Here is a 15294-nt window from a genome sequence, read left to right on the forward strand (position 1 = left end):
CCGACATGACCGAGGAGTCCACCCGGCTGAAGGCGCTCCAGACCCAGCAGCAGCTCGGCGTCCAGGCGCTGTCGATCGCCAACTCCTCCTCGCAGTCGCTGCTCTCGCTCTTCCGCTAAGCGCAAGGCCGCAGCCGCCAAAGGCAGGAAAGAGAGGAGGGCCGCCCGCAAGGGCGGCCCTTCGTCGTGTTCGCATCGGCCCGGCGGCCCGGGCGAGGCGCCAGGTCAGCCTTCGATCTCGGCCTTCAGCATTTCGAGCTCGAGCCACTCGTCCTCGGCCTTGGCCAGCGCCGCGCGCTTGTCGTCGAGTAGACCGGCGAGCTGGCGGAAGCGCTCCGGATTTGCCGAAAACAGCGTCGAATCGGCCATTTCCGCTTCCGCCCGGCCGATCGCGGCTTCGAGATCGGCAATCGTCTTCGGCAGGGTCTCGAGCGCGAATTTCTGCTTGTAGGAGAGCTTCGAGGCGCCATTTGGCTTGCCGGCCCCGCCCGCAGCCGCACCCGCGTCCGCGCCGGCCTTCTCTGCCGCCTTGCCCTGTCTGTTGCCGCCCGCCGCCGGCTTTTGCGGCCGCTCGGCCGCTGCCATGCTGCGCTTCTGGGAGAGCATGTCCGAATAGCCGCCGGCAAATTCCAGCCAGACCCCGCCCTCTGCCGGAGAGATCACCCCCGTCACCGTGCGGTCGAGGAAGTCGCGGTCGTGGGAGACGAGGAGGACGGTGCCCGGATAGCCGGCGATCAGCTCTTCCAAAAGATCCAGCGTCTCCATGTCGAGATCGTTGGTCGGCTCGTCGAGGACGAGCAGATTGGCCGGCGTCGCCAGGGTCTTGGCCAGCAGCAGCCGCGCCCGCTCGCCGCCGGAGAGCTGGCCGACGGGCGTCCTGATCTGTTCGGGCGAAAACAGGAAGTCCTTGAGGTAGCCGGCGACGTGGCGCGGCTCGCCGTTCACCATCACCTGGTCGCCGCGCCCGTCGGTGAGCGCCTCGGCGACGCCGACGTCGTCCTTCAGCGCGGCGCGCTTCTGGTCGAGAAAGGCGCGATCGAGATTGGTGCCGAGGCGAACCCTGCCCGCGTCCGGGGAAAGCTCGCCGATCAGCATCTTCAGGAGCGTCGTCTTGCCGGCGCCATTCGGCCCGACGAGGCCGACCCGGTCGCCGCGGGCGATGCGGGTCGAAAAGTCCTTCACCAGCACGCGGCCGTCATAGGCTTTCGCGATCGCCTCCGCCTCGATGACGAGCTTGCCGCTCTCGCGGGTCTCGCCGGCCTGCATGGTCACCTGGCCGACGGCGCGGCGCGCCTCGCGCCGCTCCTGGCGCATGGCGTGCAGCTCGCCGAGCCGGCGCATGTTGCGGGTGCGCCGGGCGGTCACGCCGTAGCGCAGCCAATGTTCCTCGCGGACGATCTTGCGGTCGAGCTTCTGGAGGTCGCGCTCTTCCTCCTCGAGCACCTTGTCGCGCCAGGCCTCGAAGGCGCCGAAGCCTTCCTCGATGCGTTTCACGGTGCCGCGGTCGAGCCACACCGTCGCCCGCGTGACGGTCTGGAGGAACCGCCGGTCGTGGCTGATCACCACGACGGCGCTCTTCATCTGGCGGATCTCGTCCTCCAGCCATTCGATGGTCGGAAGATCGAGATGGTTGGTCGGCTCGTCGAGAAGCAGGACGTCCGGCTCCGGCGCCAGGGCCTTGGCGAGCGCCGCGCGCCGCGCCTCGCCGCCTGAAAGGTTGGCCGGCGACATCTCCTCCGACAGGCCGAGCGATTCGACCAGGAAGGTGACGCGGTAGCGGTCGTCGGCGGGCCCGAGACCGTCCGCGACGTATTCGCCGACGCTCTGGAAGCTGCCGAAGTCCGGTTCCTGGGCGAGATAGCGCAGCGTCGTGCCGGGCTTGAGGAACACCTCGCCGCGGTCCGGCTCGACCTGCTTCGCGGCGATCTTCAGGAGCGTCGACTTGCCGGAGCCGTTGCGCCCGACCAGCGCGATGCGTTCGCCGGGCAAGACGTTGAGTTCGACGTTGGTCAGCAGCGGCGTGCCGCCGAAGGTGAGCGCGACGCCGTCGAGGCGGAGGAGGGGAGGGGGTGCCATGCGGCGCTTCTAATGCATTTGCGGGAGCGGAGGGAATGGGGTGGAGGGTCCCGTTTTGCAAGACGGACCAGACGGCGCCGATGGCTTTCCATGGTGCATTCGATGGCGAGGCCCATGAGGGGCTCACGCGACAGGGGGTCTGGCGAGGCATGCATCGATTCTGTTGCGGTCATGGCAGTAGATCCTCGGCACAAGGCCGAGGATGACGGCGGTGGGGGGCATGGCCTGTCCGGCGCCACCCGCCCATCCGCGGCGTCATGCTCTTCGACGTGGCGACGTCATCCTCCAAGACGCAGCGTCATGTCTATCACTCGGCGGCGTCCTCCAGAAGGCGACATCGTCCTCCCGTCCGCGCCGTCATCCTCGGCCTTGTGCCGAGGAGCTCCTGCCATCGCAATCTTGGATCCTATGCGAGCCGGCTGTTCTCGATCGATTCTGATGCGGCAACGACAGCAGATCCTCGGCACAAGGCCGAGGATGGCGGCCTGGAGGTGAACGCCGCCCGTCACGCTTTGCCGTCCCTGTCCCAACCTCGCGCGCACTATTGGCCGGGAACCCATTGCCCATTGACGCGGAGCCGATGCCTCGTCGGTGACGACTTCCCTACTCCGCCGGCGCGGGATGCCCCTCGTGGCCGTCATGGCGGCTCTCCTCCCCGCCGTCATGGTCTTCGCCTCCATGGCGCGCTTCCGCTGCGGCGACGTCGCGGTGGAGTTCGGCGGTGCGTTCCGACACCGGCGAGGAGAACCTTCCGAGGATCAGATAGGCGACGGGGGTGACGTAGAGCGTCGAGAAGGTGGCGAGGCCGAGGCCGCCGACGATGACGTAGCCGAGCGCCACGCGCGCCTCGGCGCCCGCGCCCGATGCCAGGACGAGCGGCACGCCGCCGACCACCGTCGCGACCATGGTCATCATCACCGGCCTGAGGCGGATCAGGCAGGCATCCTCCACCGCCTGCCGGAGCGGCAGACCGCGCTCGCGCAGCTGATTGGCGAATTCGACGATGAGGATGCCGTTCTTCGCCATGATCCCGACCAGGAGGACGAGGCCGATCTGGCTGTAGAGATTGAGGCTCTCGCCGAAGAAGGAGAGCGCGTAGATCGCGCAGGCGACGCCGAGCGGGACCGTGGCGATGATGATGAAGGCCGAGACGAAGCTCTCGAACTGCGCGGCGAGCACCAGGACGATGATGACGATGGCAAAGCCGAAGACCAGAGCGAGGCCGTTGTTGGTTTCCGTCAGTGTCGCCGCCTCAGCCAGCGGCACGAGGCGCTGGGTCGGCGGGAGGAGATCCTTGGAGAAGGCCTGCACGTCGCTCCAGGCCTCCTGGATGGCGTAGCCGTCCGGGATCTGGGCGGTGATCGCCACGGCCCGGCTGCGGTTCTCGCGCTCCAGCGACGGGGCGATCGGCTTCTCCTCGATCTCGGCGACCGTCGACATCGGCACGATGCGCCCGTCGGAGGCCTTGAGGAAGACGTTCCTGAGATCGCCGGGGTCGTTGACCGGGTCGCTCGACGAGATCAGCCGGATCGGCACTTCCTTGTCGGCGATGTAGGTCTGGCCGATCTCGCGGCCGTCGAGCAGCGCCTGCATGGCGGTGGCGAGGCCGTCGATGTCGATGCCGAGGTCGGAGGCGCGCGCCCGGTCGATGACCACCGAAAGCTGCGGCTGGGTGGCGTCGTTGGAAAGCCGCACGGTGCCCCAGCGCCCGTCCTTCTGCATCGCCTCGACGAGGTCGTCGGCGCTTTTCGCCAGTTCCTCGAAATTCTGGCCGGCGACGGCGAACTGCAGGCCGCGGCCGCCGCCGCGGATGCCGAGCGAGTTCGGCTGGATGGCGAAGGCACGCACCCCGGCGATGTTGCGGAGCTTGCCGTTGATCTCGCCGACGATCTCCTGCTGGGTGCGGACCCGGTCGGCCCAGTCGGCGAGGCTGACGACCATGAAGGCCTGGTTGGCGCCGCCGCGGCCGGTGATCGCGAAGACGTTCTTCGCCTCGCCGGAATCGACATAGGGCATGAGGATGTCTTCGACCCGGCGGACCTGCGAGTTGGTGTAGTCGAGGCTCGCCCCCTGCGGGCCGCTGATCGACATCAGGACGACGGCGCGGTCCTCGGACGGGGTCAGCTCCTGCGGCATGGTGCGAAAGACGGTGTAGGCGCTGAAGGAGAACAGCGCCGCCGCCGCCACGACGACGACGGGAAAAGCGAGGCAGAAGCGCAGCGTCAGGGCGTAGAGGCCCCCCAGCCGCCGGCCGAACCAGCGGATCGCCCGGGCGAACGGCCCCGGCCGGCACTCGTCCTCGCGCGCCTTCAGGAACGTCGCGGCGAGCATCGGGCAGAGCGTCAGCGCGATGAAGGACGAAATGACGACGGCCGCGGCGAGGACGTAGCCGAATTCCTTGAACAGGCCGCCCGCCTGGCCCGGCAGGAACGAGATCGGCACGAACACGGCCGCCAGCGTCGCCGTCGTCGAGATCACCGCGAAGAACATCTCGCGCGCGCCCATGACGGCGGCAGCGCGCGGCTTCACCCCCATGTCCCGCCAGCGCACGATGTTTTCAAGGACGATGATCGCGTCGTCGACGACGAGGCCGGTGGCCAGGACGAGGGCGAGTAGCGTCAGGATGTTGACCGAAAATCCCATCAGATAGATGAAGCTGATGACGCCGATGAGGGCGATCGGCATGGTGACGGCCGGGATGAAGGTCGCGCGGAGATTGAGCAGGAACAGGAAGATCACCGCGACGACGATGACGACGGCAAGGCCGATGGCGAGCTCGACCTCGTGCAGCGCGCCGTTGATGAAGGTGGCGTCGTCGCTGGTCACCTCGATGTGGACGCCTTCGGGCAGTGTGCGGTTGAGATTGGCGACCTCGCGCCTGACGCCCTCGGAAATGTCGAGGGTCGAGGAGCCGGCCTGCCGCACGACGCCGAGGCCGATGCCGGTCTCGCCGTTGCGGCGAAGCTGCGAGGCGGCCTCGTCCGGGCCGAAGCGCACGGAGGCGACGTCGCCAAGCCGCGTGCGGTCGTCGAGATAGATCGCCTCGAAGGCCTGCGGCGAATTGACGTTGGCGTCGGCCCGGACGATCAGCTGCTGGCTCGGCGAGGCGAGCGACCCGGCCGGGACGTCCATCGCCGCGTTCTGGAGGGCGGTCGCGACGTTGCCGAGGGTCAGGCCTCTCGTCGCCAGCTTGTCGGGGTCGATGTCGACATAGATCAGCTTCTCGCGCTCGCCGTAGACCTGGAGGTCGGCGACGCCGTCGACCGCGGCGAGCTGGTCGGCGATCCGGTCTTCGACGAGGGTCGTCAGGTCCTCGATCTTCATGTTCTTCGCCGTCACCGCGAGGCGCATGATCGCCTGCGCATCGGCGTCGGCCTTGACGATGCGCGGATCGTCGGCGCCTTCGGGAAGCTGGTTGGCGATGCGGCTGACGGCATCGCGCACGTCGCTCGCCGCGACGTTGAGATCGGTCGCGTCGGAAAATTCGATGGTCACCCGGGCATCGCCGAATTCCGACTTCGAGGACATCGATTCGATGCCGGTGACGCGGGCGACGGCGCTTTCGATCTGGCTCGTCACCTGCCGGTCGATGGTTTCGGGGCTGGCGCCGTCGAAATCGACCGAGACGGTGATCACCGGCCGGTCGACATTCGGCAATTCGCGGATCTCGACGGCGTTGAGCGCGGCGAGACCGGCGACGACGATCAAAAGGTTGAGGACGATGGTGAGGACCGGCCGGCGGATGAACAGGCTGGTGAAGGCGGTCAGCCCGTCGATGCGCTCGCTCGGCTTCACGGGCGCGCATCCTTGCCCGTGCCGCCGCGGCCGGTCGGGCGCAGCACGGCGGCCGGCGGCGGTTGCGGCAGCTCTTCGGCGACGGCCGAAGCGACGAAGCCCGCTCCGGCATCGGGCGACGATCCGACCGCCGAGCGGCGCCCGTCACCGGCGGCGACCGCGCCGCCGCCCTCCTCGCGCCGCGACGCACCCGCGACCGGGGAGGAGCGCTTTTCCTCCGGCGTCCTGACGGCAAGGCCCGGGCGCATCGCCTGCAGGCCTTCGACGACCACCGGATCGCCGGGCCGCAGCTCTTCGGAGGAGACGAGGACGCGGTCGATGTTGCGTTCGACGATCGAGACCGGCGTCTTCACCACCTTGCCGTCGACGATCTTCCAAACGATCGGGCCGGTGCGTTCCCAGACCACCGCGAGCGGGTCGACCGAGAGATATTCCTCGCCGTCGAGCGACAGGGAGACGGTGAACGACATGCCCGGACGCAGCGAATCCCCCTCGTTGTCGATCAGCGCCTCGGTGCGCAGCGTCCGGCTCGCCTCGTCGAGGCGGCTGTCGATGGCGCTGATCTCGCCCTTGTAGACCCGGTCGGGCTGGGCGGTCGGCACCGCCTGGACGGGGGCGTCGCGCTTCAGTTCCGGGACGAAACCTTCGGGCGTGTAGAAGACGACCTTGATCTCGCGGCGGTCGTCCACCTTGGCGATCGCCGTCTGGGAGTTGACGAGATCGCCCTTGTCGACCGAGACGATGCCGATCCGACCGGCGATCGGGGCGCGGACCGTGCGCTTGCCGAGGGCGATTTCCGCCGTGCGCAGGTCGAGCTTGGCGTTGTCGCGCTCGCGCACCACGTCGTTGACCTCGACGCTCGAGATGGTCCGGGACTTCGAGAGCTTCTCGTAGCGGGCGAGCTTCTCGTTGGCGGCATCGACCGCGATCCGGGCTCTGGCGACGGCGAGTTCCTCGGAGGAATGCTCGAGCACCACCAGCGGGTCGCCGGCCGCCACCTCGTCGCCCGAACGGACCGCGACGCTCTCGATGATCCCGGTGGTGTTGTCCGGATAGACCGTGACCGAGCGCGCCGCCTCGCCTGTGCCGATGGCCCGCATCTGCGTGCGGGTGCGGCCGGTTTCGACGGCGTCTGCGACGACCAGCTGGGCGCCGCCTGAGCGGCCGCCCCGCGATCGCTGCTCGGGCGTCCCAGCGACTGCCGGCGCATCGCCTGCCGCCGGGGCCAGCCACGCGATGGCGTCTCGGACGGGGCCGGGCAGGGGAAGCCCCGATTGGAGGAGTGCGGGACCGGCCGACGGCTCGAGCTTGATGTAGGCCGCACCCATGACGGCCAGCACGAGCAGGGTGACGAGGATCTGCCGGATCAGGGCCATGCGGCGGAGAGCTCCTTCGGAGGCGAGCGAAGCGACCGAAGGTCGTGCTCACAAGCATAGTCGCGAATTCGGCACCTTTGCGGGAACAAGCGTTACAAATTGTAATAGACTGGACACGAACGATCCGCCGTGCTTGGGCCGAGCCCCCAAGCGATGCAGCCTTCCAGCGTAACGCTTCAAACAAGAAAGGGCCCGCCTTTCGGCGGGCCCTTCCGATCATATTGTCGTGCGGTGACGGCGATCAGTTCGCCGGCTGGGTGGTCGCGGCGCCGCTCTGGTCGCCGGTCTGGCCACCATCCTTGGCACCCATGTTCTGACCGTTCGCTTCGAGCCGCATCGAGTCGCGGTTATCGGCGTAGGTGTCTTTGTTGAACTCAGGCGCGTTGTTCAGCTGGTCTTCGGTGAACTGGGTGTAGAGATACAGTTCGCCGTCCTTGTCGCGCATGAAGTTGAGGTTGTCCATGCCGAGGGCGACCGGCTTCTCGCCGATGCCGAGGAAGCCGCCGACGTCGACGATCACCGCATCCACCTTGCCCTCGGCGTTGAGCGCGATGTCGCCGATTTCGCCGACGCTCTCGTCGTTCGGACCGTACACGGTGGTGCCCATCAGGTCGTCGGCCGTGAGCGAGGCGTCGTCGTCGACCTTGGTCAGACCCTGACGCTGGCTACCGCCGGTCGAAGCGGTCGTGGTGGCGTCGGCCTGCGGGTTGGTCGCTGCCATGCCCTGAGCCGCCTGGCCGGTGGTCCCGGCAGCGCTGTCGGCCATATCGGCGGTCTTGTCGCCGGCATTGTCCATCGCCTGGCCGGTATTTTCGGCGGCCTTCTGCGTGGCGTCGCCGGCATTGTCGGCGGCATTGGCCATCTTGTCGCCGGCATTGTCCATTGCCTGGCCGGTATTCTCGGCGGCCTTCTGCGTGGCGTCGCCGGCATTGTCGGCCGCGTCGGCCGTCTTGTCGCCGGCATTATCCATCGCATTGCCCGCGGCAGCGCCCGTCGCGGCGCCGGTCGCGGCCATCTGACCGCTGCTGTCGGCCGGCTGGTCGCCGGTGTTCGCAGCCATCTTGTCCGACGACTTGTCGTCGTCGAATTCCGGAGCCTGATTCAGCGCATCCTTGTTCAGGGACGCGGTGATGCGCGGCTGGTCATTCTCGTCGCGGCTCATCTTCAGCTGGTCGAACGGGACGGCGACGTCCTTCTCGCCGATGCCGAGGAAGCCGCCGACGCCGATGACCGCCGCGTCGACCTTGCCGGAAGAGGCGACGACGAGATCGTCGATCCCGCCGATGTCCTCGGCGTCCTTACCCGGGCCGGTGTAGACGTCGGCGCCGATGACGTTCTCGCTGAGATACTGGTCGGACCCGGGCGTTGCCGGATACTCGGTCGACCCACCCTCGTTGGTGGCCGTCTCACGATCGGTCTTGCCGGCGGCCGTCGCATCGTCGGTCTTGTTGGCGGCCATCGACTGATCGCCCGACGCCGCATTGTCGGCCGGCTGGGTCGCGGCCATCTGGTCGCCCGACGCGGGTGCCGTGGCGGTGCCGGCGGCCGGCGCGGTCGCGGCGTTGTTCTGAGCCGCGGCCTGCTGCTGCTCGGACTGCTTCTCCTCGCGGGTCTTGAACGCCGGCGCGCTGGCCAGCTCGTTCATGTCCGCCTTCAGGACGGCCCGGGGCTCCTTGTTCTCGTCCATCGTCCAGCCGATCTTGCTGAACGGGATCGCGACCACCTTGGACTCGTCGTTCACCGTGGCATCGACGATCGCCGCGACGATCTTGCCGTCGCTGCCGATCAGGAAATTCTGGATGTCGCCGACCGACTTGGCGTCCTTGCCCTCGCCGTCATAGACCGACTTGCCGGTCAGGTTCGACGCCATGTACTGGTCGTCGGAGAGCTTCGTCAGGTAGTTGCCCGAAGCCGCGGCCTGGGTGGCGTCCGCCTGTTTGGCGTCGCCGGACATCGCGGCGTTGTCGCCGGAAGTGGCGTCGCCGCTCGGCTGCGTCGCGGCAGGCTGCTGCATCTGCTGGTCGGACTTGCTGGCGTCCTGGGCGAAGGCGGGCGCGGTAAGAAGGGCGGCGACCGCCGTCGTTGCGAGAAGCTTGCGGATCATGATGAAAACCTTTGTCTATATTGCAGATAGACCGGGCCCGCATGCCCGGCTCGGGTAAGCCGGGATGCACGGCGCTTGGATGGCTGGGTAACTTGTTGTCGGGCAATCGGTTCCAAAAAATGCTGGCGCTGCGCCCCATTCGTTGAATGCGGCGCAGCATTTGTCACGCGACGACGATGGCGCCGAATAGAAGGAGCAGCAAAAGGCCCGCAAGAACAATGAAGATCAGGATCTTGGCGAGGCCTGCCGAGACCCCCGCGATGCCGCGAAATCCAAGAAGGCTGGCGATCGCCGCGACGATCAAAAGAATGATGATCCATTTAATCATATGGGACTCCTATAAATCCGCTCCAGCTCGGGCCGGCGCCTGCCGGCCACAGCGGTCCATGTAGCGCCGCATCGGCCGTTGAGGATGGAGGAACGGCGTCTGGCTTCCGCGAAGGCAAGGGCACCGACGCGATCATGCGGCAGACACGGCTCGAAGGACCAGAAAGGCGAATACGAGCGCGGGGCGCGAGCTGGATCTCGCGATCCGGCCTGCATCTCCGTATTTTGCGAAAGCCATGCAAGGGCTTGCCCCGCCGTGCCGTGTCGACTTTGGGCCGCAGGCGCCTAGCTGAAGCGCATCCGGCCTGACGGCCCTCAATCTTTCAAGCGTGGTCCCTGTCGATGCGAATCCTGGCGCTCCTCAATCGTGATGGCGGCACGCTCAAGACGACGAATCTCGATTGGCTGTCCGAACTCATCCGGGACGAGTTCGCCGTGCACGGGCACGAGGTCACGGTGGAGATCTGTGGGGGCAAGGAGATCGTGCAGGCGATCGAGAAGGCGGCAGGCCGCAACGATCTCGACGTCCTGCTCGTCGGCGGTGGCGACGGCACGGTTTCCGCCGCCGCTGCGGCATTGTTCAAGGGCGAGACGGCGCTCGCGATCCTGCCGGCGGGAACGATGAACCTCTTCGCACGCACGCTGCAGATCCCGCTGGGGCTGGAGGAGGCGGTGAAGGCGATGGCCGGCGGGACGATCACCGACGTCGACGTCGCGACGGTCAACGGCAAGCCCTTCATCCACCAGTTCGCCGCCGGCCTTCATGCGCGGATGGTCAGGTTTCGCGAGCGCATCGCCTATGGCTCGCGGCTCGGCAAGATGTGGGCGACGACCCGGGCGATCGCGCTGGCGTTCCGCAAGCTTCCGAAGGTTGAGCTTCTGATCAAGGTGGACGGACGGACCGAGCGCCTGCTGTGCTCGGCCATCGCCGTGTCGAACAATGTCTACGGCCTCGGCCATCTGCCCTTCGCCGACAATCCGAAAGGCGGGGAGCTCGGCATCTACATCTGCACGGAGCGCGATCTCAGCCGTGTCGCCAAGCTGACGCTGGACATCTTCACCGGCAACTGGCGGCGCAATCCCTCGCTGGTCGTCAAGACGGCGAAGCGGGTCGAGCTTGCCCATCGCGGCAAGCCGCGCTCGAATCGCGCCGTGCGCGATGGCGAACTCGAACTCCTCGACGATCTGTCCGAAGTCGAACTGCATCCGCTGGCGCTGCGCGTCCTGGTGCCCGCCGAGGCGACCTATCTCGACCAGGCGGTCGCAGATGCGGCGCAGGAAGAGGAGCAGGCGCCCGCCGCACCCGTGCAATAGCTTAAGGAGCCGAGGACGCTCGAAGGGGCGGCGTATCCGGACGCCGCCCGGCGACCGGCGGCGGGCGAAAGCGGTCCACCCGATAAAGTCGCGCGCTCAGTGGTGGCGCAACGCCTCGATCAGCTGATCCTTGGTCATGTCGGACCGGCCGTCGATGCCGATTTCCTGCGCGCGCTCGTAGATCTCGTCCTTCGTCCACTCTTCGTAGGGCGCGGCCTTTCCGCCCTTTTTCGACGGTTGCATGTCGGGATTGGCCTTGGCATTCGAGATCCGCGCGGACTTTTCCTTCGAGTAGCCCTCGTCGCGGAGAGCCTCGTAGAGCTTGGGATCTTTCAGCTGCGGGGTCGAACCGCTTTCAGCTGGATTCTTCGCCATCGTCATGTCTCCGGTATCGAGCGGCTGCGAGGCTCGCGGTTTCGAGGGTCGGCGCCCAAGCCGGAAAACGGCCCGCTGCGCCAACCCAAGGAGGTGTCGGCGCACGGACCGAATGGCCGGGGAACGTCTATCCGAAGGCGCACGGAAGCGCCCTGACGCCCGGTGTCCGGCTGGTTCTGCGCACCCGCCCTGCGCCGGCAGGGCACCTCGTATCGGCGCCGGGCCGGGGCATATGCCCGCTTACTGCGAACCCGTGCCGGTTCCCGTCGTGCCGCCGTTGTCCGGCGCCACAACGACATCCTTGCCGTTGTTGGCATCCGTCTTTGCCGGCGCGGTGTCGGTCGCGGTCTTGCTCCCGTCGTCGAGCGAGGCGTCCGGCTCGCTGGCGCCGTAGAACTGCACCCCGACGAAGACGATGGCGCAAAGCGCCAGGGCCGCGATGAGGATCATGAGAATGGGCGTGCCGCGCCGGCCCTGCCTGGCGCGCTCTTCGTCGAGTCTGGTCATGTGGCTTGTTCCTTCGCTCGGCGTGCGGGCACTGCCGTTTCGGCAAAGACCGCGCGCCGCGTGGGTGATGGGACCGTGGCTTTGGAGGAGAACGCCGCCTTCCCGGAATGACCGGAAGTGCGGGCCTTTACTGCCGAAGCGGTTCCCTGCCTCAGGCTTCGAGCGTCAACGCGCCATGGTTACGGCCGTTCCGCCGTCGAAGCATGGGCGGGAAGCATTCCCATCTCGAAGGAGAGTGGCGACTGACCGGCCGCAGCCGGTCAGTAGGCGTCGGACTCGCCGCGCGTGAAATAGGAATTGACCGCGCGCCACACCGCCCAGCCGACTGCGCCGGCAACGGGGACGAGCAGCAGCTTCTTGTTGCGCCGCGCCGACTGGAAGAGCAGCGGCGCGTTGGACAACGCCGCGACGCCCGCAATCGACGCGATGTCGCGCTGCAGGCGATCGTCCGCGCGCTTGCGGGGCGGGCGTCTGACGATCACGATGGCGACATAGGTCAGGAGGATCAGCACGAAGAACACGCCGGCAAAGCCGAGTGCGGCAGCGAGCGGCCCGTAGAGCGATGCGATCCAGACATAGAGGGCGGTCATCAGATAGGCGACCATCAGGATCGCCAGGACCGCCATCACCAGATACAGCACGACGAGGCGGCGGAGACGGGCGACATAGACGCCCGCCTCGCCGGTGACCAGTTTGGCGACCAGTTGCCAGATCATCGAGCCCTACCGGAAGAGGCGGGCATAGAGATAGCCGATGCCGGCGGCGATCAGGACGCTCTTGATCGGCTCGGCCCGGATGCGCTCGCTCATCTCCTCCTCGAGGTCGCTGGCGGCGTCCTGGGCCTGGCGGATGTAGGCCTCGCCGCGCTGGCGAACGTCCTCGCGCAGGGCCCATGCCTGCTTGCGGACGTCCTCCGCGCCATGCGACGCGAGGTTTTTTACCGCGTCGTTGAGGGCGGTGACGTCCTCCCGCAGCCGGCCCAGCTGTTCCTCGAGATTGGCCCGGTCGGCCTGGGTCTTCGGATCCTGCCCCGGGGTGCGCGGGCCTTGGCCGGGCATGTTGGGGTTGTTGGCCATGTTGTCGCTCATCGATCAGTCCGTTCGTCTGGATTGCATTGTTCACGGCGCCCCGCCGGGCAAGGCTCGTCCGTCAGGCTTAGTGGTCGGCCGGTCCGGCGGATAACCCGGGGAGGGCCTGCCGGTTCCGTCCCCCGCGCATCACCGGTCAGGCCGCCGGAGCGACGCCGATGATCTGCGAGGATATCGAGTCCGGACCGTAGTCGCCGTCCCCCTCGACGCCGAGGATCTCGGCGATGCGCGTGCGCGCCCGGGAGACGCGGCTCTTGATCGTGCCGACGGCGCATTTGCATATCTCCGCCGCCTCTTCGTAGGAAAAGCCGGAGGCACCGATCAGGATCAAGGCTTCGCGCTGGTCGTCCGGCAGCAGCTCGAGTGCCTTGCGGAAATCCTGCAGGTCGAGATGTCCCTGCTGCTCGGGATGGCCGGCGAGCTGCATCGCATGGATGCCGTCGACGTCCTGCACCTCGCGGCCCTTCTTGCGCATCTGCGTGTAGAACTCGTTGCGCAGGATGGTGAAGAGCCAGGCCTTCATATTCGTCCCCGGCTGGAAGGTGTGCTGCTTGTCCCACGCCTTCACCAGCGTCTCCTGGACGAGATCGTCCGCCCTGTCGAAGGAGCCGGTCAGGGATGTCGCGAACGCCCGCAGATTGGGGATGATGGTGATGAGTTCCTTGCGAAAATCGAACTGGGCACTCATGGACGTCTCACTCCCGCGTCTTCGACTTCGAAGACGACTCCGCCTTGTCCAGCGCGTCGAGCAGGGAAAGGAACCGATCGGGCACCGGCTCGCTCGCCACGTCGTCGTAATAGGCCTTCAGCTGCTTGCCGATGGCGACATTGACGCCGAGCTCGGAGGGCTGCTGCGCCTTCTGGGCATGTCCGGTGTGCAATTTGTTTTCCTCATCCTCGCGATCGCTCATCGACCGCCTCGACAAATTCTGGGGCTGCGCGCGCAGCGGCACCATGACGTGTTGAAACTCATCTCATTCCCGCATTCTTCGACGACTAGGTACGAGAGATAAAACGGGATCCCGTTCTCGCAAGCCGTCAGCCGGCACGAGACCAATTTTCGAGCGGGTCTTCACAGCGCGCGACAACTGTCCCATTTACCCCAGAACTCGCAGGGTGCGGCCTTGTTCCTTCTCACCGGCCTGCCTTTCCAGCCGAGTTTGCAAATCACGATTGACGTCTTGTCCGAGGGACAGGAGGGGAGCCTAAATGTCGATGTCATCCCGCATAGCGCCGCACATTCCTTATCTGCGTCGCTATTCTCGGGCGCTTACGGGTTCGCAGGCGAGTGGTGACGCCTACGTCGCAGCCGTTCTGGAGACGCTGATCGCCGACCCGTCGCTGTTTCCGGAAGATCAGTCTCCCCGCATCTCGCTCTACAAGCTTTTCTCGTCGCTCTGGCAGTCCCTCGACGTGAACGTCCGCGAGGACGCGCCCACCTCCGCCTGGGAGGAGCGCGCCGCCCGCAATCTGAAGGCCATCGCCCCGCTGCCGCGGCAGGCGTTCCTGCTCGTCGCGGTCGAAGGCTTCACAAGCGAGGAGGCCGGACACATTCTCGGCGTCGACCAGACCCGTTTCTCCGAGATGATCGACCAGGCGGGATCGGACATCGGCCGGCAGGTCACGACGAACATCATGATCATCGAGGACGAGCCTCTGATCGCGATGGACATCGAACAGATGGTCGAGAGCCTCGGCCACAGCGTCACCGGCATCGCGCGCACCCACAAGGAAGCGATGGCACTGTTCGAGAGCCAGAATCCGGGCATGGTCCTCGCCGACATCCAGCTTGCCGACGGCAGCTCCGGTATCGACGCGGTGAACGACATTCTCGCCAAGGTCTCGGTTCCGGTGATCTTCATCACCGCTTTTCCCGAGCGGCTCCTGACCGGCGAGCGGCCGGAGCCGACCTTCCTGGTCACCAAGCCCTTCAATCCCGATATGGTGAAGGCGTTGATCAGCCAGGCGCTGTTCTTCGAAAACGACAGCCGCGCGGCTGCCTGACATTGCAGGATGACCGGTCGGCGCGGCTGTGGCGAAGGCCGCCGCGCGGAAAGGTCGCGGCTCTGCGGGATCGGCGGGGAGAGGCCGGACGGCACGCCCTTCGGCCGGTCCCGTCGCAGCCTTCTCGCCGCTCCGTCGAGGGTTTTCGGCGCGCGACCGTCCCGCTTGTCCGCGGCCGTCAACCTTTCCACAGACTTATCGTTTGAGCTTGGTCGCGGCTACGGAACCTTTGAGAGGCGAGGTCATTGTTTCTGACGTCAGGGCACGGCGTCGGGCCGAAGACGTTGATGGACATACGGGTTTTGCTCTGACCCCGCGGGCCGGCCGGA

The 15294-nt window shown here is 66.9% G+C and carries 14 protein-coding genes; 3 read left to right on the forward strand and 11 right to left on the reverse strand.

What is annotated here, in order from left to right; translation table 11 throughout:
* The coding region (locus J1C47_RS14485) for a flagellin (RefSeq protein ID WP_281065526.1) at positions 1–119 on the forward strand (119 nt) is incomplete at its 5' end.
* 105 nt (positions 120–224) lie between these two features.
* Here the strand turns inward: J1C47_RS14485 and J1C47_RS14490 are convergent.
* The 5 genes from J1C47_RS14490 to J1C47_RS14510 form a co-directional block, all read right to left on the reverse strand.
* On the reverse strand, positions 225–2075 hold the full coding sequence (locus J1C47_RS14490; RefSeq protein WP_207351495.1) for an ABC-F family ATP-binding cassette domain-containing protein: 1851 nt from the start codon (positions 2073–2075) through the stop codon (positions 225–227).
* A gap of 603 nt (positions 2076–2678) precedes the next feature.
* Complete coding sequence (locus J1C47_RS14495) at positions 2679–5870, reverse strand: efflux RND transporter permease subunit (protein ID WP_207351496.1); 3192 nt, start codon at positions 5868–5870, stop codon at positions 2679–2681.
* On the reverse strand, positions 5867–7246 hold the full coding sequence (locus tag J1C47_RS14500) for an efflux RND transporter periplasmic adaptor subunit (RefSeq protein WP_207351497.1): 1380 nt from the start codon (positions 7244–7246) through the stop codon (positions 5867–5869). The genes J1C47_RS14495 and J1C47_RS14500 overlap by 4 nt, the downstream gene beginning before the upstream one ends.
* A gap of 241 nt (positions 7247–7487) precedes the next feature.
* Positions 7488–9350, reverse strand: coding sequence for a PRC-barrel domain-containing protein (locus tag J1C47_RS14505; RefSeq protein ID WP_207351498.1), 1863 nt, complete (start codon positions 9348–9350; stop codon positions 7488–7490).
* A 163-nt stretch (positions 9351–9513) separates the two neighbouring features.
* Complete coding sequence (locus J1C47_RS14510; RefSeq protein WP_207351499.1) at positions 9514–9678, reverse strand: DUF1328 family protein; 165 nt, start codon at positions 9676–9678, stop codon at positions 9514–9516.
* Positions 9679–10019: 341 nt separating this feature from the next.
* On the opposite strand from J1C47_RS14510, the gene J1C47_RS14515 reads away from it, so the two are divergent.
* A complete protein-coding gene (locus J1C47_RS14515) occupies positions 10020–10991 on the forward strand; it encodes a diacylglycerol/lipid kinase family protein (RefSeq protein WP_207351500.1) in 972 nt (323 codons plus the stop codon).
* A gap of 96 nt (positions 10992–11087) precedes the next feature.
* Here J1C47_RS14515 and J1C47_RS14520 read toward each other — a convergent pair whose 3' ends face one another.
* The 6 genes from J1C47_RS14520 to J1C47_RS14545 all read right to left on the reverse strand — a co-directional run bounded on the left by J1C47_RS14520 (position 11088) and on the right by J1C47_RS14545 (position 13842).
* Positions 11088–11366 (reverse strand): DUF7218 family protein, encoded by a 279-nt coding sequence (locus tag J1C47_RS14520; protein WP_207351501.1) that lies wholly within the window; start codon positions 11364–11366, stop codon positions 11088–11090.
* Between the two features lie 240 nt (positions 11367–11606).
* On the reverse strand, positions 11607–11873 hold the full coding sequence (locus tag J1C47_RS14525) for a hypothetical protein (protein ID WP_207351502.1): 267 nt from the start codon (positions 11871–11873) through the stop codon (positions 11607–11609).
* Between the two features lie 260 nt (positions 11874–12133).
* Complete coding sequence (locus tag J1C47_RS14530) at positions 12134–12589, reverse strand: hypothetical protein (protein ID WP_207351503.1); 456 nt, start codon at positions 12587–12589, stop codon at positions 12134–12136.
* A gap of 6 nt (positions 12590–12595) precedes the next feature.
* Positions 12596–12961: an ElaB/YgaM/YqjD family protein gene (locus J1C47_RS14535; protein WP_245396576.1), complete on the reverse strand. Its 366-nt coding sequence runs from the start codon at positions 12959–12961 to the stop codon at positions 12596–12598.
* A 136-nt stretch (positions 12962–13097) separates the two neighbouring features.
* A complete protein-coding gene (locus J1C47_RS14540) occupies positions 13098–13649 on the reverse strand; it encodes a sigma-70 family RNA polymerase sigma factor (RefSeq protein WP_207351504.1) in 552 nt (183 codons plus the stop codon).
* Between the two features lie 7 nt (positions 13650–13656).
* The gene (locus J1C47_RS14545) at positions 13657–13842 is read right to left on the reverse strand and encodes a NepR family anti-sigma factor (protein WP_245396577.1); all 186 of its coding nucleotides are present in this window, start codon (positions 13840–13842) and stop codon (positions 13657–13659) included.
* Positions 13843–14170: 328 nt separating this feature from the next.
* Between J1C47_RS14545 and J1C47_RS14550 the strand changes: the two genes are divergently transcribed.
* Complete coding sequence (locus J1C47_RS14550) at positions 14171–14965, forward strand: response regulator (protein ID WP_207351506.1); 795 nt, start codon at positions 14171–14173, stop codon at positions 14963–14965.
* The last annotated feature ends 329 nt before the right edge of the window (positions 14966–15294 follow it).

The organism is Jiella sonneratiae (assembly GCF_017353515.1).
Lineage (GTDB): Bacteria > Pseudomonadota > Alphaproteobacteria > Rhizobiales > Rhizobiaceae > Jiella > Jiella sonneratiae.